13 protein-coding genes are annotated in these 17,464 nt (G+C 58.3%); 4 read left to right on the forward strand and 9 right to left on the reverse strand.

Annotated elements, in window-relative coordinates; all coding sequences use genetic code 11:
• Window positions 1-57: 57 nt before the first annotated feature.
• Genes ACID345_RS23520 through recG form a run of 3 tightly spaced genes read right to left on the reverse strand, consistent with a single transcriptional unit; the run spans window position 58 to window position 4,288 of the window.
• Window positions 58-588 (reverse strand): DUF488 domain-containing protein, encoded by a 531-nt coding sequence (locus tag ACID345_RS23520; protein WP_011525317.1) that lies wholly within the window; start codon window positions 586-588, stop codon window positions 58-60.
• On the reverse strand, window positions 585-2,003 hold the full coding sequence (gene selA, locus ACID345_RS23525) for an L-seryl-tRNA(Sec) selenium transferase (protein ID WP_011525318.1): 1,419 nt from the start codon (window positions 2,001-2,003) through the stop codon (window positions 585-587). Before selA ends, ACID345_RS23520 begins: the two co-directional genes overlap by 4 nt.
• Before the next feature lie 23 nt (window positions 2,004-2,026).
• On the reverse strand, window positions 2,027-4,288 hold the full coding sequence (gene recG, locus ACID345_RS23530; RefSeq protein WP_011525319.1) for an ATP-dependent DNA helicase RecG: 2,262 nt from the start codon (window positions 4,286-4,288) through the stop codon (window positions 2,027-2,029).
• Window positions 4,289-4,487: 199 nt separating this feature from the next.
• On the opposite strand from recG, the gene ACID345_RS26085 reads away from it, so the two are divergent.
• Window positions 4,488-5,969: a sensor domain-containing diguanylate cyclase gene (locus ACID345_RS26085; protein ID WP_049762026.1), complete on the forward strand. Its 1,482-nt coding sequence runs from the start codon at window positions 4,488-4,490 to the stop codon at window positions 5,967-5,969.
• 51 nt (window positions 5,970-6,020) lie between these two features.
• On the opposite strand, the gene ACID345_RS23540 is transcribed toward ACID345_RS26085, so the two are convergent.
• Genes ACID345_RS23540 through ACID345_RS23555 form a run of 4 tightly spaced genes read right to left on the reverse strand, consistent with a single transcriptional unit; the run spans window position 6,021 to window position 10,011 of the window.
• On the reverse strand, window positions 6,021-7,067 hold the full coding sequence (locus ACID345_RS23540) for a PDZ domain-containing protein (RefSeq protein WP_011525321.1): 1,047 nt from the start codon (window positions 7,065-7,067) through the stop codon (window positions 6,021-6,023).
• A 26-nt stretch (window positions 7,068-7,093) separates the two neighbouring features.
• Complete coding sequence (locus ACID345_RS23545; protein WP_011525322.1) at window positions 7,094-8,347, reverse strand: DUF4097 family beta strand repeat-containing protein; 1,254 nt, start codon at window positions 8,345-8,347, stop codon at window positions 7,094-7,096.
• A gap of 11 nt (window positions 8,348-8,358) precedes the next feature.
• A complete protein-coding gene (locus ACID345_RS26090; RefSeq protein ID WP_011525323.1) occupies window positions 8,359-9,294 on the reverse strand; it encodes a HEAT repeat domain-containing protein in 936 nt (311 codons plus the stop codon).
• A 3-nt stretch (window positions 9,295-9,297) separates the two neighbouring features.
• A complete protein-coding gene (locus ACID345_RS23555) occupies window positions 9,298-10,011 on the reverse strand; it encodes an RNA polymerase sigma factor (RefSeq protein WP_011525324.1) in 714 nt (237 codons plus the stop codon).
• Window positions 10,012-10,456: 445 nt separating this feature from the next.
• Here ACID345_RS23555 and ACID345_RS23560 point away from each other — a divergent pair, with 445 nt between their 5' ends.
• The 3 genes from ACID345_RS23560 (at window position 10,457) to ACID345_RS23570 (ending at window position 16,018) form a co-directional block, all read left to right on the forward strand.
• A complete protein-coding gene (locus ACID345_RS23560) occupies window positions 10,457-12,886 on the forward strand; it encodes an ABC transporter permease (RefSeq protein WP_011525325.1) in 2,430 nt (809 codons plus the stop codon).
• A gap of 94 nt (window positions 12,887-12,980) precedes the next feature.
• Entirely contained in the window at window positions 12,981-13,733 is a 753-nt protein-coding gene (locus tag ACID345_RS23565; RefSeq protein WP_011525326.1) for a DUF3142 domain-containing protein, read from the forward strand.
• A 17-nt stretch (window positions 13,734-13,750) separates the two neighbouring features.
• Window positions 13,751-16,018 carry a hypothetical protein gene (locus ACID345_RS23570; protein ID WP_041856039.1) on the forward strand — a complete coding sequence of 756 codons (2,268 nt, stop codon included), beginning with the start codon at window positions 13,751-13,753 and terminating at the stop codon, window positions 16,016-16,018.
• Between the two features lie 4 nt (window positions 16,019-16,022).
• On the opposite strand, the gene ACID345_RS23575 is transcribed toward ACID345_RS23570, so the two are convergent.
• A complete protein-coding gene (locus ACID345_RS23575) occupies window positions 16,023-16,979 on the reverse strand; it encodes a phytanoyl-CoA dioxygenase family protein (RefSeq protein WP_187148903.1) in 957 nt (318 codons plus the stop codon).
• 64 nt (window positions 16,980-17,043) lie between these two features.
• A complete protein-coding gene (locus tag ACID345_RS23580; RefSeq protein WP_041856040.1) occupies window positions 17,044-17,448 on the reverse strand; it encodes a hypothetical protein in 405 nt (134 codons plus the stop codon).
• Window positions 17,449-17,464 lie beyond the last annotated feature (16 nt).

The raw sequence follows: 17,464 nt of genomic DNA on the forward strand, positions 1-17,464 counted from the left end.
CAGTCGTCTGAAATCCAAGATCGAGGGCAGCCGCGAGGCTGCCCTTGGTGTTTCCGGTCAGAAGAGCTGGCCGGCGTTGTAAATCAGTTCACCGTTCACCAGGTTCGCCTCCTTCATCAGAGTGTGCGGTTTGGGCGGATTGCCGTCCAAAATGTGCAGCACTTGGCCACCGTGGGCCACGTAGTAGTCCGAGACCATCATTCGGTGGCATTGGAAGTAGAGTTTCTCGGCGCACATGTAAGCGGTGGGTCGCTCGTCAGCGAGTTTCTTCACGTCGGCAGCGGCTTGTTGGAACTCCGGCGTCAGCATGTAATCCGCGTAGTTTCGGAAGGAATCGCTGCGGATCGCAGTGTTGCGGGACTCCTTCGTGATGCGTTTCCGTCGGCCCCCCATATGCGGTTCCCAAAAATAAGTGATCCCCGCGTGTGGCAGCTCGACTTCGAGCGACTCGCGGTTGAAGTACGGCAACCGGCGTGAGGCCGGGAACGCACGGATGTCCACCAGGTTCTTAATGCCATGAGCTTGCAGGACTTCGATGAGTTCAGCGAGCGAACGCGTGGAATGGCCGATGGTGTAGAAGGTCGTCACTGCTGCGCGAGATTCACCAGCGCCGCAAGGAGTTGTGCGTCTTGCTCAGGAAAGACAGTGCGCAGGTCGAGCATAACCCGTTCGTCTTCCACCCGGACGATGATCGGAGTTTCAGCGCGGCGTAGAGCGTCGGCCAGTTGATGAGCGCTGAAGCCATCGAACGTGACCGCCAGAACGAAGGTTGGGATCGTAGCACCGGGTGCGGACCCGCCGCCGATGGCGGTCCGGGCCTCGGTGACAGTAACCGCCAGCCGCGAAGATTGTTTCGTCAATTCACGTGCCAGTGCATCAGCTCGCTTACGAATCGCTTCCAAAGGCGTTCGCATGAACCGTAGCGCCGGAATTGCGTCATAGTCCTCACGCACATAGCTGAGCAGAGTGGCCTCGAGTGCGCCGTAGATCAGTTTGTCCACGCGCAGTGCGCGGAACATAGGATTGGAGCGGATTTTTGCGACCAGATCCTTGCGGCCGCTGAGCATGCCGGCCTGCGGACCGCCGAGCAATTTGTCCCCACTGTAAGTGACGATGTCCACACCAGCACGCAGACTATCGGCAATCGTCGGTTCCTGAGCGATTCCGACTTCTCGGAGATCGAATAGCGCGCCGCTACCTAAGTCCTCCATCACTGGAATACCGCGAGCTTTGCCAAGAGCAACCAGTTCCTCCAGCGACGGGGATTCGGTGAAACCAACGATCTGGAAGTTCGAACGATGCACGCGAAGCAACAGGCGCGTACGTTCGTTGATGGCTTTCTCGTAGTCGACGATCCGCGTGCGATTGGTGGTGCCAACCTCACAGAGGCTGGCCTGGCTCTTGCTCATCACGTCAGGGATGCGAAACGAGCCGCCGATTTCAACCAGTTCTCCGCGCGAGACGATGACCTCGCCGCCTTCGGCCAGAGAATTCAACGCGAGCATGACCGCCGCGGCGTTGTTGTTCACGACAACCGTAGAGACTTCGCGGTCAACGCTGGATAGCAGGCGCGAGAACAGGCGATTCACGTGGATGTCGCGCTTGCCGCGCTCACCGGCTTCGAGATCGAACTCCAGGTTCGAATAGCCGACGGATACTTCGCGGGAGTGCTCGAGCGCCGCGCGACTTAACGGTGCGCGTCCAAGATTCGTGTGCAGGATTACGCCCGCGGCATTGATCACTGGACGTAGGGAAGGCGTAAGCTCTTTCCTGAGCTGTCTTTCGATCGCGTCGCCGATTCCGTCAATCGCGAAACGCAGCCTTTGCTCATCGAGTGAGCCATTCGCGATCTCAGCCCGCAAATTAGTAAGTACATCGCGCGCTGCTGCGGTAACCGCACTCCGCCCATCGGCTCCAATTCGCTTGGCGACGTCTTCAAAGCGAAGAATTTCATCAACGCTCGGAAGCAGCCGATACAGCTCGGATTGTGCAGCCGCCTTCAATTCCCGTTCCTCGCCATGAAATCTTATCCCACCTCAACCAATCCGTAGCGACGGTTCCAATGTGTTCGGAGATGGGTCAGGACATTCTTGATCTCTGCTTCGGAGAGATCCGGATGTGGGCCGCTTGTCACGTAGGCGGCTTCGCGCTTCGCTAGTTCCAGCAATTCGCGATCGCGGAGGAGGTTTGCGACGCGGAAATCGGGCATCCCAGCCTGCTTCGTTCCGAAGAACTCTCCCGGCCCGCGCAGTTGCAGATCGAGTTCAGAGATCTGAAAGCCGTCGTTGGTGCTGACCATGGCGTCGAGGCGTTGTTCGGCTTCCGGCGACACTTTCCCGCCGGTCATCAGCACGCAGAAGGACTTCGCACTGCCACGACCGATGCGTCCACGAAGCTGGTGCATCTGCGAAAGTCCAAAACGCTCGGCATGTTCTACGACCATGATGTTCGCATTCGGCACATCAACGCCGACTTCGATGACCGTGGTCGAGACCAGCACCTGCACGTCGCCCGCCTGGAAACGGCGCATCACGGCGTCTTTGTCGTCGGAATCCATTCGCCCGTGCAGCAACCCGACACGCAGATCGGCGAATACATTCTTACGCAGCTCGTCGTACATCTTCATCGCGGCCTTGAGCTGCTTGCCGCTCTCCGCGTCTTCGTTTTCTTCGATTACTGGGTAGACGATGTAGGCCTGGTGTCCGGCGGCGATTTGCTTGCGCACGAACGCCCAGACCTCGTCGGCGCGCTCGTCGGAGACGCGGCGGGTGACGATCGGCGTGCGTCCAGGCGGAAGTTCGTTGAGGATGCTCACGTCAAGATCGCCGTAGAGCGTGAGCGCCAGCGTGCGCGGAATTGGCGTTGCGGTCATCACCAGCACGTCAGGCTCTGCGGCGTCCGTTTTCTTCATGAGTTTGAAGCGCTGCATCACGCCAAAGCGGTGCTGCTCATCCACGATGACGAGGCCCAGGGCGTCGAACTCGACCCCCTCCTGGATGAGCGCATGGGTACCAATCACAAGTTGCGCATTTCCTTGTGCGATGTGGCGGCGGATTTCTCGCTTACGGTCCTGCTCCACCGACCCAGTGAGGAGAACAATGCGGTAACCAGCGCCTTCGAGAATGCGTCTCGCTGAGAGGTAGTGTTGCGTCGCAAGAATCTCCGTCGGCGCCATGAGCGCGACCTGGTAGCCATTCTCAATCGCAATCACCGCCGCTTCGAAGGCAACAATCGTCTTGCCGGAGCCCACGTCGCCTTGCAGCAAGCGCCGCATCGGCGACGGCTGTTTCATGTCGGCGACGATTTCGCCGAGCACGCGCTTCTGCGCGGCCGTAGGGTGGAACGGCAGAATGCGCTTGATCGCTTCGCGCACCTGGTCATCCACACGAAACGGAATTCCCGCTTGCGCGCGCATCTTGCGCCGCTTGAGTTCCAACCCAAGTTCGAGGAAGAAGAGTTCTTCAAAGATAAGCCGGATGTGCGCCGCCGACCTTGCGCTCTGTAATCGCGTGAAGCTCTCGCCCTCGTCAGGCCAATGTGCCTTCGAGAAGGCTGCCCGGCGTTCCAGCAAATCCACGTGGCTCCGAGTTACCGGCGGTATGGGATCAGGGATCTCGTCAGTCAGATTTTCGAGTGCGCCGTAAATCACCCGGCGGAAATACTTCGAAGTGAGTTTTCCGTTTCCTGCAGTCTCGTAGATCGGAACAATTCTGCCAATCTCCAGAGTCTTCAGCTTGCCAGAATCAGCGTCCTCAGCGGGTTCGTCCGGATCGTGTAGCACCTCGAACTGCGGCTGAATGATTTGCAGTTCCCGGCGCCCGAACTTCGACTCCTCGACTTTGCCGTACATCGCCAACAGTTGTCCAGGTTTGAAGCGGTCTTTGAGATAGGCGCCGTGGAACCACAGACATTTCAGCGTCTGGTGTCCTTGCCCGACGGTGAGTTGGAACATCGGCCCGGCCCGGGTACGAAATAGCCCTGAGGTCCGGACCTCAGCCACAACACTGGCCATCTCTCCGGGCCGAAGCTCCCCTATCCCACGAGGATTCAGCCGGTCTTCATAGCGAAACGGAAGATAGTAAAGCAGGTCTTCGACGGTGCTGATCCCTTTGGTGGCCAGGGTCTCGGCGGTTCGGGGTCCGATTCCCTTCACGTATTGGACTGAGGTTGAGAGATCGAGCACGAAGACAAATGTAGCACCCCGGAGCAGCCCGGCGACGTGCCACGTCTTCCAATAGGATGTGCTCCGCAAGTGGTTGAAGGCATTGGCTGCTGTGGTACTCGGCAACGTCTTGTACTTTCTCGTTCTCCAACCCTATTTGCCACCAGCCGGACGGCACCGCCCCAACCAGTTGGACTGGGGCCTATTGGTGGACTTTTGGGTCTGTTTGGCCATGTACGGATTGGTCGACTTGAGCACGCGAAAATTGCAGGGCAAGACTCACTCTTAAGGTAAACTCTCTGGCATCTTGACTCCGCAGCAGGGCATGCAAAAAATCGCGATTCTCTACGACGCGAGCCAGGCGGTTCTCTCGACCTTCCAACTGGATGAGGTCCTGAATCAGATCCTGGCCATCGTGCGCGATTACTTCCATTTGGAAGGCGCGTCGGTCCTGCTATTTGACAAAGACCGAACCGTTCTACGCGTGCGACTGTCGTTCGGGAAACAACCTAGCAGTATGGAAGTTCCTCTTGGTAAAGGGCTTACAGGCGCGGCCGTGCATCAGAAGAGGCCCATCTACTCTCCCGATGTCACTAAGGACAAGCGCTATATCTGCGCCGTGGAGAGCACCCGGTCGGAACTTGCCATTCCCCTGATGGTCCGCGACGAAGTGGTGGGGGTGCTCGATTGCCAGAGCGATCAGGTGGACTTTTTCGATACGGAAACCGAGGACTTACTGACTCTCTTCGCGACTCAGGCGTCCATCGGCATCAGTAACGCCAAGATTTATTCACTGGAACAGAAGCGCGCCCTCCAAATGAGCGCGATCGGCGCCATCGCGAGCAAGGCCACGGCATCGTTAAAGTTGGAAGAGTTGCTGGTGCAGCTCTGTATGGCGATCGCGACGAACCTGGCGTTGGATGGGATCTCTGTTCTCACGTGTGAGCCCGATGGAACGTTAATTCTCCGCGCCCAGGAAGGGTCGTTGAAGCCGGTGATCGAAACCAGTCAGGCTTTGTTGCCGGAGGGGAATCCCGCGGAGCGCGCGCTGTCGCGGAAAAAGCCTGTCGTGCTTCACCCCGATCTCGACTCTCGACCAGTGCTCTACGAAGGCGCCGGTTCGGAGCTGATGCTGCCCCTGGTCTCCGCTGGGAAACCGCTTGGCATGATCGTAATGGGGGCAAGGAGCGATACCGGCTTTCCGGAAGAAGATATGCAGACGCTGGTGTCGGTGGCTGACATTTGTGCAACCGCCATCCAAAACGCCTTTTACTTCCAGCAAGTAGAAGCACTCGCTTACGTGGACGGCCTCACCGGCGTGTACAACCGCCGTTTTTTCGAGCGCAAGATCACCGAAGAACTCGAGCGGGCGGCCCGCTATGAAGGCACGCTTTCGGTGATCATGGTGGACATTGATAACTTCAAGAAGGTGAACGACGAGTTCGGTCACCTGCTCGGCGACGAGGTGCTCCGCACCGTTGCACAGATCTTCGCGGGTGCACTTCGCAAGCCGGACCACTGTTGTCGTTATGGTGGTGAAGAGTTCTCAATCATCCTTCCTGAAACATCGGGGCCAAAGGCTCTAAAAGTCGCAGAGAAGTTGAGAGGCTTGATAGCGGATTACGATTTCCCTGGCATTCCTCGCCGGATAACGATCAGCGCCGGTGTAGCGGACTTCCCGACCTGCGGTACAACCCGCGATGACATCGTCGGCGCCGCTGACAACTGCTTGTACCTGGCGAAGCAATCGGGACGCAATTGCGTGATGTCGCCCTACAACATGAATACGCCGAAGTTGTTCACTTAAAAGGCAACGGCGCAGCCGAAGCCGCGCCGTCCCATTCCGAAACCGAACTAGTTACTCTTTCGAATCTTCCGTGCAGTTCCACTGCTTGTGCAGATCCTGGAATTGCTTCATGGCTTTGTCCATGGACTGCTGGCCATTTTGGATGGCTTTCTGAATCTCGTCCTGATCGAGTTGCCAGTGGCCACCTTCCGAGTCGAAAGCCCCTTGCGCATCCGCAAAAGCCTTCAGCATTTCCGGACGGAGTTCGGACACTTCGAACTTGATCTCGTCAGGATTGATATCCGGAAGGTCCATCATCCACGAACTATCGCGCTTGGACGGAAATTCCATGAAGAAGTTCTGCTCGTGCTTGTCGCGCACTACGCCGAGCATGGTCTTTCCACTGCGCTTGTGGGTGAGGCGATGCCAGTCGCTCATATCGGCAATCGAATCCTTCTCGATTCGCACAATCACATCGCCGGCGCGCAAGCCTGCGAATTCCGCAGGCGAACCCTTTTCGACCGAGCGCACCATGACGCCATTGCCATTCTTCACCCCGAGAAACTCGCCAAGCTGCGGAGTAATATTCTCGACGAGCAATCCGCCTTTCGACGCCGCCTGAAGCAGGTTCATGCTCATGTCGGGCGGATTGTCGAAAAAGCCATTGCCCGAACGCGAGCGCGGCGACTTGGGAATGGCGGCATTCATCTGGCGCTTGCTGCCGGGCGTAACCGATAGCGTTTGCTGCTGGCCATTGCGGCTGATCACAATCTGAACTGAGCGACCGACGGGCGTCTCGTGAATCAAGCGCCGCAATTGTTCCGCACTCTCGACCTTCTGGCCGTTGTAGTTCAGGATCACGTCACCGAGTTTCATGCCGGCTTTCGCCGCGGGTGCGTCGTTGTCCAGTTCCGTGACTTCGACGCCGGAGTCATCCTTCAGTTTGAGCGCTTGCACGCGGGCCGGACTAATGTCGCGCGGCCCAATGCCAAGGTACGAATCGCCGCTCTGCACCTCGTCGCCGGACGACGCCATCGCCGGGAGGGCACCAGTCACCGTCACCGCTCCGGCAAGCAGGACAGACAGCATTACAGACTGCACAGATTTCAGATACTGCATGGTACTGCCTCCACTCATTTTGCAGATCATTTTGCAGACACCGCCGTGTTTGTCCGGTGGAACTCGATCTGCCCTATCGTCGTCCGAACTTTCAGGACCGGGCCGCCGCCATTCAGTGTACCCTCGGCGAACATCGACTTCGGTCCATATTTTCCACCTTCGGACGTAATCTTTATCTCTGGAAACTCGCTGCTGATTCCCGGGCCGCGCGTCATATCACTCGCGGCGTGGACGGTCATCGGCAGGCTGTCCGACACGTACACAATCACATCGCCAGACGAGGTGCGGATCAGCGAGTCGCTGAATGTCCTTGGCGATCCCGAAAATTCTACCGAAATCGCGCCCACGCCGGAATCCACCTGAACACCTCGCGCCACTCGATGCAATTCCACCGCGCCACCACCGGTTGCCGCCGTGACATGTCCTGCGGCGCTCGCGAGTTGGATGCGTCCTCCGCCAGTCTGCGCGAAGACGTCGCCGTTGATGTTCCCCAGCGTGATGCTACCCCCACCGCTGATCGCGTGCGTCTCGCCGTCACAATGGTCCACGCTGATGTTGCCCGCCAGTGTCTCCAGCCAGCACCAGCGCGCGCTCCCAAGCGATGTCGTACCACCTGCGGTCCACAACGTGGCCTTGCCACTGATGGCCCGCGCCTGCACATTGCCCGCGCCACTCTTCAGCTGGGCATCGCCAAGCAGCGTACCAGCGGTGATAAAGCCGCCGGAAGTGTGTGCCTTTACCGCTCCTGCAATCTGGTCGAGATCAATGTTCCCGGCCGACGTATCAATGTCGAGCTTGGCACGGATCGCCCTGACCGTGACATTCCCTTCCTTCGCATTTACCGCAACGGCGCTTACGCTCGGCGGTACTTGGACGAAAAGGTCGGCCATCAGATCATTCACGTCTTTGCCGCCTAGCCAGTCGCCCTGGATGATCGTGGCATCTGTCTTCTTCGCCGTGAAAACCCGGAACTGGTCGAAAATCTTGCGAGCCGCTTCCTGCGTGCTGCGCATGCATCGCTTACGCACGGTATAGCTGATCTCGTCTTGCCCGCCGCCTTCGATATGAATGGCCCCAACCGACATCATCACTTTCAGCATGTGCGAGATCGGTGCAAATCCGCTGAACTCTTCCACCCACTGCGCGCCTTGCTGATAAAACTTTGGGGCCGCCTGCGATTGAGCGTTCGAAGCTGTCGAGAGAAATGCAACGACAGCGCAATAAACGATGGCACGTTTCCCGCCGCTCAATTGTCGCTGGCACCACTCGGTAACTTCCATCCCTTGCTTTCCTAGTCCAATTCCGGAGCGGCCTGAAGCATGCGCTTCGACTCGCTGCGGATGTAATCGTTCGGATCTTCCTTCGACAACTGCTCAAGCGCTGCACGCACGCTCGTATCCGACTTCACCGGCTCGAGCAGATGGATAGCGCCGGAGCGCACGCCGGGATTGCTATCGTTAAGCAGCGCTTCAAGCACCGCGTTGCGGACCCGCACATCATCGCCAACATAAGGCTGAAGCGCTTCCAGCGCCTTGAGGCGAACACCCGGATTGCTGTCATAACGGAGCGAGTAGGTCAGCGTTTCGCGGGCTGCCGGATCATCGCCCTTCTTCGCCAGTACGCCGACGGAATCAAGCCGCACACCGGAGTTGTCGTTGTTGCGGGCCGCGTAGGCTAGCAGGTCCTGGATACGCTGATCGTTCGCGGAGCCTTGTACTCTCTCGGGCAGAACGCGATCGTAGTTGATTGTTACCTGGTCGGAATTCGGTTGCACTTCGATCGAGCGTACCGGCCCGATCGAGGCTTTCGCCATATCGTGTATTTCGCCACGCCCGATGATCGGTACTGCCGAATTCGGATGCAGGCTGTACATCGTTGCCAATCCGCCACCGAAGCCGAAAATGAAAATCGCCGCTGCCAATGCGGGGGCAACACGCATACGATGCAGCAGCGCCATCGGGTCGAGGATAAAGCGGCGCCAGCCACGCAGTTGCTCAGCCTGTTCGAGAGACTCCTGCAACTTCATGCGCGACGACGCCAACAGGTTCGGTGTCACTTCCGGAGCCGGCAGCTCCAACATCAGCTCCTGGAAGTTCTTCGCGGACTCAAGCTCGACGGTACACGCGTTGCAACGCATCAAGTGCGCTTCCACTTCGTGGCGCGCGTCGTCCCCGAGTTCGTTGTAGAGATAAAGGGTAACGTTCTGTTGTACCCAATCGCAGTTCATTGCTTACTTCCTCTTCATGTCGGCCAGGGCCGCTCGTAGTTTCTGCGTGCCCCGGAAGAGTGTGTTCTTGGCCGTCTCTTCCGTAGTGTTCAGGATCTCGCCGATGGTCCTCAGCTTCAGACCCTGATAATGCTTCATCTCGAAAACCATGCGTTCCCGAGGCGTCAGTTTCTCCAATGCCTTTGCAATGCGCGAACCTAACTCGCGTCGCATCAAGTCGCGTTCTGGAGACGCACCCGAGCGATCGTCGGCAACCTGATCGAGCAGGTCATACTCTTCGCCGCGCTGATCGGTCGCGACCGGAGCGTCTTCCTTGCGCACCTGGCGCTTGCGAAGAAGGTCCAGGCAAAGGTTGGTGACGATGCGGTAAATCCAGGTATAAAACGAACACTCAAAGCGGAAATTGCCGATGTTCCGATACGCCTTGAGGAATGCTTCCTGGTAAATGTCCTGGGCGTCCGACTCCGAACGCGTAAGGTGCAGCGCCAGGCGCAGCACCGCCGAATCGTACTGACGCACGAGTTCCTCAAACGCGGCATGGTCTCCGCGCTGCGAAGCACGTATTAGATCGGCATCGTTCACTCGGCTCAGGGTCTGCCCAACCACGTCCCCTCTCGTCGTTGAGGGTTTCTCAGAACCGCTCTTGCCCGGCCTACCGCTCGTCACGGTCGCACCGGGAATGCCAGTCAGCGACCGGACTACTGCTTCACTCGCCATCCAGTGCACCCGCCTGCGTGACGTTGAAAGAGCTAAATGTCGCCTTTCATTGCATTTGGACGGCGGCCGACCGGTTCTGTGAGCATTGATTATAGAGGCCACGAATCGCCAAATTCTGCATTGCCACCAACTTGCACCAGATTCGTTGCAATGTCTCTGGCTTGTCACCCCTTAGCCCTTGCGCCGTAAACCTACCGGCCCGCGTCCAAATGACTCATCCAGAGTGGGTTACAGGCAGCGTTTGCGGCCTGCACCTTTAGATTGTTGGCCGAAACGTTCTTGCGCGGGTTCTAAGCGTACGGTAGGTCGGTGTCCGATTTCGGAGCCGGAGATTTCGATTCCGGACACCGACCATTATCCTGTTTGGGTAAGTGGAAGCAGCAGTGATATTTAAGCCGACACTGGTTGGAACTTCGGATGCTACTTTGAAGGGTTCGAGGGACCGATGATTTCGTTTCGCGATCTTCGCTACGCCTGGCGCCAGTTGCGCCGCAGCCCTGGTTTCGCCATCGTTGCCATTTTGACTCTGGCGCTCGGGATTGGCGCCAATACTGCCATTTTCAGCGCGGTGGATTCGGTCCTCCTCCGGCCTTTGCCCTTCCCACATCCCGAGACTTTAGTTGCTCTCCAAGCCGATACCCCGTATCCGAAGGGCTGGGTGCGCGAATACCAACGGCAGGGCAGCGGGTTCGCGTTCGTCTCCGGGTACTCGCTGAATCAGGAGTACAACCTCGCCGGCACCAACGCCTCCGACCGCACTTACGGCAGTACGGTCAGCGTGAACTTCTTCGATACGCTTTCTGTGCAGCCGCTGCTCGGACGCTTCTTTAGTCCGGAAGAGGAACGCTCTGGCCAGGATCGCGTGGTAGTGCTGTCCTATGCGTTCTGGCGAAGTCACTTCGGCGCTAATCCGAGTATTGTTGGCTCGACGGTGCACGTCGACGGCATTCCGCGACAAGTACTCGGCGTCGCTCCCAAGAATGTCCGCTTTCCCGATAACGATACCCAGATCTGGCTACCGATTTCATTTGACGACTCCAAGCAGAACGATCCTTGGGCCACGTTTTTCAATCTCCGAGCGATCGGGCGCCTCAAACCCGGCGTGACCGCCAACGCGGCACAGGCACAACTACGCACAATTCACCCACAGATGTTGGCTCTCTTCCCGTGGCGCATGCCCGACAAATGGGCCGCCGACATCAGCGTGCGCCCGTTGCTGGACTCCATCGTCGGCGAAAGCGCACCGAAGTTCTATCTCCTGCTGGGAGCCGTTGGTTTGGTGCTGCTGATTGCGTCTGCCAACGTCGCGAACCTGCTACTGGCACGCGCCGCGTCTCGCCAACGTGAGATTGCGATTCGCAGTGCGCTCGGCGCGAGCATTCCCCGGCTCGTTCGACAGTTGCTTACTGAGAGTCTTTTGCTATCCGTATTTGCGGGAGTAGTAGGTGTGCTGTTGGCGTGGGCAGGACTGAGAATTCTCAAGATTATTCTGCCGCCGGAGACACCACGCCTTGCCGATATCTCTCTGCATCCCGGCGTCTTGATGTTCGCAGCCGCGGTCTCACTGTTGACCGGAATTCTCGCCGGCCTCGTGCCCGCCTGGAATTCCGCCAGCGATGTGCAGGAGAAACTGCGCTCCAACGCAAACAATGTCTTCGGAACCGCCAAGCGATTCTCCATTTCGCGCATGCTGGTGATTGGCCAAGTGGCAATCGTGGTCGTAGTGATCCTCGCTGCCGGCGTGATGTTGCGCAGCTTGTATCGTCTCGCGAGCGTGAATCCGGGATTCGAAGTGCAGCATGTGGTTGGTGTGCAGGTCTCGCTCGACCGCAAAGCTTGCGATATTCGCGGCAACTGTGCCAACTTCTTCCACAATTTGCTGGAGCGCGCGCAAGCGCTGCCGGGCATTGAGAAGGCCGCTATTGTCGATACCCTGCCCATGGGCGGCGACGATCTCTGGTATGTCTTCGACGCCGAAAACCATCCCCGAGAGGCGCGACAACCAGCTAACGTTTCGGCCGGGCGCATCGCATCCGACGGCTATTTCCGGCTGATGGGTATCTCACTGCTGCAAGGCCGATACTTCGATCAAAGCGACGCTTCGGGCTCCAGTCGCGCGGTGATCGTGAATGCCGCGATGGCTTCGCATTTCTGGCCAGGACAGAATCCGATCGGCAAACGCATCGTCCACACCGATAACGAATCCTCTCCCGGAGTGATCGATCCAGAAACCGCTTCGGTGATCGTTGGCGTCGTATCGGATACACGTCACGAGCGACTGGATCGTGATTCGGGATGGGAGGTCTACCTTCCACTCGCGCCGAATCGTGAATTCTCGACGATGAATCTTGTCGTGCGTTCCAGCACCAACGTGTCTGGTGTCGCGGGTTCCGTTCGGCAACTCGTGACTGAAATCGATCCCACCGCCACCGTCGCGCACGTCCGCACTCTCGACGAAGTGCTCACCGCATCCACCGCCAACTCTCGCTCACTCACCTTCCTGCTGGTCGCATTCGCCGCACTCGGCGCGGCCGTCGGGGGAATGGGCATCTACAGTCTTATCGCCTACACCGTAAGCTGGCGTACGCGCGAAATCGGCCTCCGCCTTGCGCTTGGAGCCAATAAACGTCAAGTTGCAATTCTGGTGTTAAAACAGAGCCTCGCGCTGAGTCTGACCGGTTCGGCAGTCGGGGTTTCAGCCGCATATCTGTGCCGAAATCTGATGCGCAGCTTTCTGTTCCAGACTAGCCCCACGGATCTGCTGACGTTCGTCGCCGTCCCGTTGATGGTGGGAGTTGTTGCTTTGGTCGCCTCATGGGTTCCGGCACGCCGGGCGATGAGGATTGATCCCATGCAGGCGCTGCGGTTCGAATAGAAACCTAGCCGAAAATCGGACCGGACGTGCTATCCGAGGCAGCGTCGCACTTTTTTTTCAAACAACTTAGCTCTATACTCGCGCTCATCCGCCGATGTGGAAGCGCTTGCTCATCGTGGCCATTGTCGCCGTGTCGTACCTCACCCTCTGGGTCGCACGCGTGCGCAACTCCCAGTCGAAGATGGAAAACTTCCCAGTCACCACCGTCTGGGCCTGGCAACGTCCCGAGAAACTCACCTTCATCGACAAGCACAAGACCGCCGTCGCGGTTCTAGCTGAAACAATCTCGCTTTCTCCGCTGAAATTCGAGCCACGCAATCAGCCCGTCTCAGCGCCCGATGGCGCGACCTACATCGCTGTAGTGCGAATTCAGGCGTCCGCAAATTCCGACCTTTCGGACGCCACGCGCGCAAGAGTGGTTTCTGAGATCACGAAATTTGCCGGCAATGCTGACACCGAAGCAATCCAGATCGACTTTGACGCCACCTCTTCCCAGCGCGACTTCTACCGCTCCCTGCTCAAAGATCTTCGCGCGAAATTGCCGAGAGATATTCCGCTCTCCATGACCGCGCTCGTCTCGTGGTGCGAGGGCGACGACTGGATCGCCAACCTACCGGTAGACGAAGCCGTGCCGATGTATTTCCGCATGGGAGTGGACGATCAGAACATCCGCCGCTCACACTGGGACGTCGGCAAACTTCGCGAACCGCTCTGTCGCAACAGCGTCGGCATTTCGCTCGACGAACCTTGGCCCCGCTTTGATTCCGCCGTGCGTGTCTACGCCTTCGCTCCCGCCGCATGGACAGAAACCGATTATCAGCACTTGCTCGAAAGGCTTGCCCGATGAGGACTCTGCAACGTACGTTGTTAACATTCTTACTGGCACTCGTTGTCGTGGTTCCGCAAAACATTTTTTCGTGTGGCCCGTTCTTTGAATTCGCTACATTCTCTTTCGATCCCCATCCCGACTACCCAATCAAGGACTACGTCGCCAGCAAACTCGGCGTCGTGAAGCCAACTTACTACCGATTGTTCCTCGTCGCGGCGTACCGCAATTTGAGCGGCCATCCCTTCACTCCGAAGGAGACCGCCTCCATCGATCGCCTGCTGACCGACGAAGCCCAATATGCTGACCAATACGGCTTGTATGGCATGGCCGATAACAGTAACCAGCCGACTCCGCCACCGCCGCCGTCCAAGGTCTGGGTCGAAGAGCGTTCGAAGGCGATGGGAGAACAACTTCCTGCGGATGCAAACGTCGAACCCAACAAACCGTTCGGCGATTATCAGACCTTCCTGAACTGTAACGACGACGCCTTCAGGACCGCCGTCCAAACACTGCACGATCGCCAGCAGAAATGGGGAGCCAACAGCGCCGACGTGAAAGCCTGGGTCGCCGGTCAGGACGCCGTCTTCGCTAACTGCTCGGGCAAGGTCTTCAATCAGCCGCCAGCCGTCGCAACCAACAACGCACTGCTCAAGCAGGATCGCGATTACCAAATCGCATCCGCACTCTTCTACAGCGGCAATCCCGATCAACTGGTTCAAGCGCAGCAACGTTTCGATGCCATCGGGCAAGACAAGACCTCGCCATGGCGACAGTGGGGACTATATCTCGGAGCGCGCTCGCTCATCCGCGCTGCGACGCTGAAGGGCACCGAACAGCAGAGGTACGACCAGAAATTGATGTCTGATGCCGAGCAAAAACTAAAAGCCATTCTCGCCGACAAAAGCCTCGCATCGGTACATCCAGCGACGTCGAAAATGCTCGGGTTCGTAGAAGCCCGTGTCAACGCCAACGCCTACACGCGCGAACTGGCGCAGCGTCTCAGCAACGGCACCAGCACCGACCTCACGCAGGACTTCATCGACTACCGCTACATGATGGACTTCGGCTCAGGCGACGCTACGAACGATGTCCGCAAAGACGATCTAACCGATTGGATCCGCACCTTCCAGGCCGGCGACAAAGAAAAAGACCACGCCATCGCGAAGTGGAAAGAAACCAGGTCCATGCCCTGGCTGGTCGCCGCGATCACTTCCGTTGGTGCAAACGATGCGGCTACAAAAGACCTCTTAACCGCTGCCGAAAAAGTCGACGCCCACGATCCGCGCCTCCTCACCGTGCTCTACCAGCGCATAGTTTTACTCCGCGCAATGAAGAACGATAAAGACGCCCGCACACTCATCGACGCCAATCTTGCCTATCTCGGCAAAGACGCTCCTATCTCCTCACGCAACCTTTTCTGGGGAAATCGCATGGCGATGGCCACCAGCTATGACGACTTCCTCCAGTTCGCGCCGCGAGAAGATGCCGAGGGCCATCACACCCAGGCCAACATCAAACAAGGAACCCAAGCTCCGCCAAACACGCCGAACGACGTTTACTTTGATACCGACTCCGCCTCCGTGCTAAACCGCGCCGTACCCCTAACGCTTCTTGATTCCGCCACGACAAAGTCGCAGCTCACCAAACCTCTGCAAGCGCAGGTCGCACAAGCCACGTGGGTACGCGCCCTCGTTCTTGATGATTCGAAGATTGCCAATTCGCTCGCTGCGCAGGTAAAGCAGAACACACCTGTGCTCGCCACTTACGCGGACGAATACGCCAAAGACACCACCGACGAACAGCGCCACCACACGATGCTCTGGGCAGTGCTGCACAATCCGGGGATGCGCCCCTACCTCGTACCCAACATGCAGCGCGACGCCGAAGTCGACAAGATCGACAACTATCGCGACAACTGGTGGTGCGAGGATGTCGGCGTGAAATCAACGACCACAAATTGGAAGGACGTCACCGGCGACAATCCGGAAGCCCCCGCGAAGCCCCCCGCGGCGCCCATCGCAGCATTCCTCAACACGGGCGAGCAGAAGCAGGCTGCAACCGAATGGGACACGCTTTCGAAGCTCAACGCAGCGCCCAGCTATCTAGGCCGCGAAGTGCTCACGTGGGCCAAGACCACGCCCGACGATCCGCGCATTCCTGAGGCACTACATCTCGTCGTCCGAGCCACGCGTTACGGATGCGGCGACGACAAGAATTCTTCCTACAGCAAGCAGGCGTTCCAACTGCTGCACTCGAAGTATCCGAAGAGTGAGTGGACAAAAAAGACGCCGTACTCTTACTGAGGCCTTAAATCCAGGGCCTGTTATCAACGCGGTCGGGCGGATACATGTTGATGTATTGCACCAACCGCGGCTTCTGCGCGCGATTAGGCCGGCTGCCGTGCGGAAGTCCGATATGCCAGATCACGAGGTCTCCGGCTTTTCCCGCGATCGGCACGGCTTCGGCGTTCAGGTCTTGCGTGCGTGGGTTCGCACCCGGGGGCAGGCTCGCCATCCACGACTCTAGCCGCCGATGAAAGCCGGTCACGCAGGTGAACGCGCCTTGCTCGGCGTCCGTGTCCGTCAAATAAAGAATTCCCTGCGTACCCAGTGGCAGCGGTGGCGAGAGACTGGTGTCCCAATGCAAGTGCGGCCCCGGAAAGCGAAATCCCGGCCGCTCCGGTGGATTGAAACCGCAACGGTCGTTGGTTGACACAAGATTGTCCGTTCCCCAAATCTGCCCAAACGCCCGCCGAATCCGCTGCGATTCGCGGGTGGCCTGGAGCGCGGGATGGTACACCAGCTCAACCATGATCGTCGCCTTCATGTCGTCCGGATACCATGTCTGCGGATTCGCGAGGTCCACATGCAGGTGCTCACATAGGAGGTCCGCCGCCGCTTTGCACTCGCCCGGCGTGACCGCGTCATGCAGCACCACGTAGCCATGTTCTTCCCAATGTTCCATCTCAGCGGCTGAGAGAATCGGCTCAACCCCTCGCGACCCGCCGTCTTCCGCTGCAGCCTCTCCTGCGAGCGCCGCATTGATCTGCTGAATACGCTCGGTGGTAAGAACCCCGTTATTCTTCTGGAAAATCCAATCCTCGAATTCTCCGAAATTTCTGTTTGAACTGTAGAGGTAGCGGAACGTCTCCAGAAGATTCAATCCGAGGGCGTGGATCAAAATTGGATCGAGTTCGCTGCCTGCGTTGGAGGCAGTTGTCCCAGAGCTACGTACGGTCTGCGTGCGTTCCCACAATTGCCGCAAGTGCGGTATTGGGATTCTGTCCGATTGAGTGTGGTCTGGATGCATTGCTTTTGGTTCGACGTCGCTAACGGTGGAGCAGCACCCACCCTATCACTAGCGCGAGAAGCAGGAAGAAGAGGATTTTCCAAATGTTCGAGCCCGTTCCCTGGCTGGCAAGCGGCGTGGGATCGTTGCCGGCAATGTATTGCGGATCTGTCTCAACGCCGCTCCTCCGCTTCGAATCGATGCTGACCACGACGTTACGGTCCGCACGCCCATCTTGTTGCTCCGCGTCGAGTCCGTCGAGGCTCGTGGGCAGCTGACTTCCAATCAATGCGGCAGTTTTCTCCCGGAGCTTCTCGAAAAGCTCCACCTTGCTTGCCGCCTCGATCGTCTCCATACCCGGGTCGTCAGAGATAGCCGCCCATCCCACTCCCGGCCGCTCTTCGATCCGGTACTTCAGCTTCAGATTGGTCGTTCTGCTGTCCATAAGGGGGATCTCGGGT

Source organism: Candidatus Koribacter versatilis Ellin345 (assembly GCF_000014005.1).
Taxonomy (GTDB): Bacteria; Acidobacteriota; Terriglobia; order Terriglobales; family Acidobacteriaceae; genus Korobacter; species Korobacter versatilis_A.

Excerpts from the sequence above, each read along its gene's own strand:
- ACID345_RS26085 (WP_049762026.1), top strand. The coding sequence starts at position 4,488 with ATGCAAAAAATCGCGATTCTCTACGACGCGAGCCAGGCGGTTCTCTCG.
- ACID345_RS23540 (WP_011525321.1), bottom strand. The coding sequence starts at position 7,067 with ATGCAGTATCTGAAATCTGTGCAGTCTGTAATGCTGTCTGTCCTGCTT.
- ACID345_RS23545 (WP_011525322.1), bottom strand. The coding sequence starts at position 8,347 with ATGGAAGTTACCGAGTGGTGCCAGCGACAATTGAGCGGCGGGAAACGT.
- ACID345_RS26090 (WP_011525323.1), bottom strand. The coding sequence starts at position 9,294 with ATGAACTGCGATTGGGTACAACAGAACGTTACCCTTTATCTCTACAAC.
- ACID345_RS23555 (WP_011525324.1), bottom strand. The coding sequence starts at position 10,011 with ATGGCGAGTGAAGCAGTAGTCCGGTCGCTGACTGGCATTCCCGGTGCG.
- ACID345_RS23560 (WP_011525325.1), top strand. The coding sequence starts at position 10,457 with ATGATTTCGTTTCGCGATCTTCGCTACGCCTGGCGCCAGTTGCGCCGC.
- ACID345_RS23565 (WP_011525326.1), top strand. The coding sequence starts at position 12,981 with ATGTGGAAGCGCTTGCTCATCGTGGCCATTGTCGCCGTGTCGTACCTC.
- ACID345_RS23580 (WP_041856040.1), bottom strand. The coding sequence starts at position 17,448 with ATGGACAGCAGAACGACCAATCTGAAGCTGAAGTACCGGATCGAAGAG.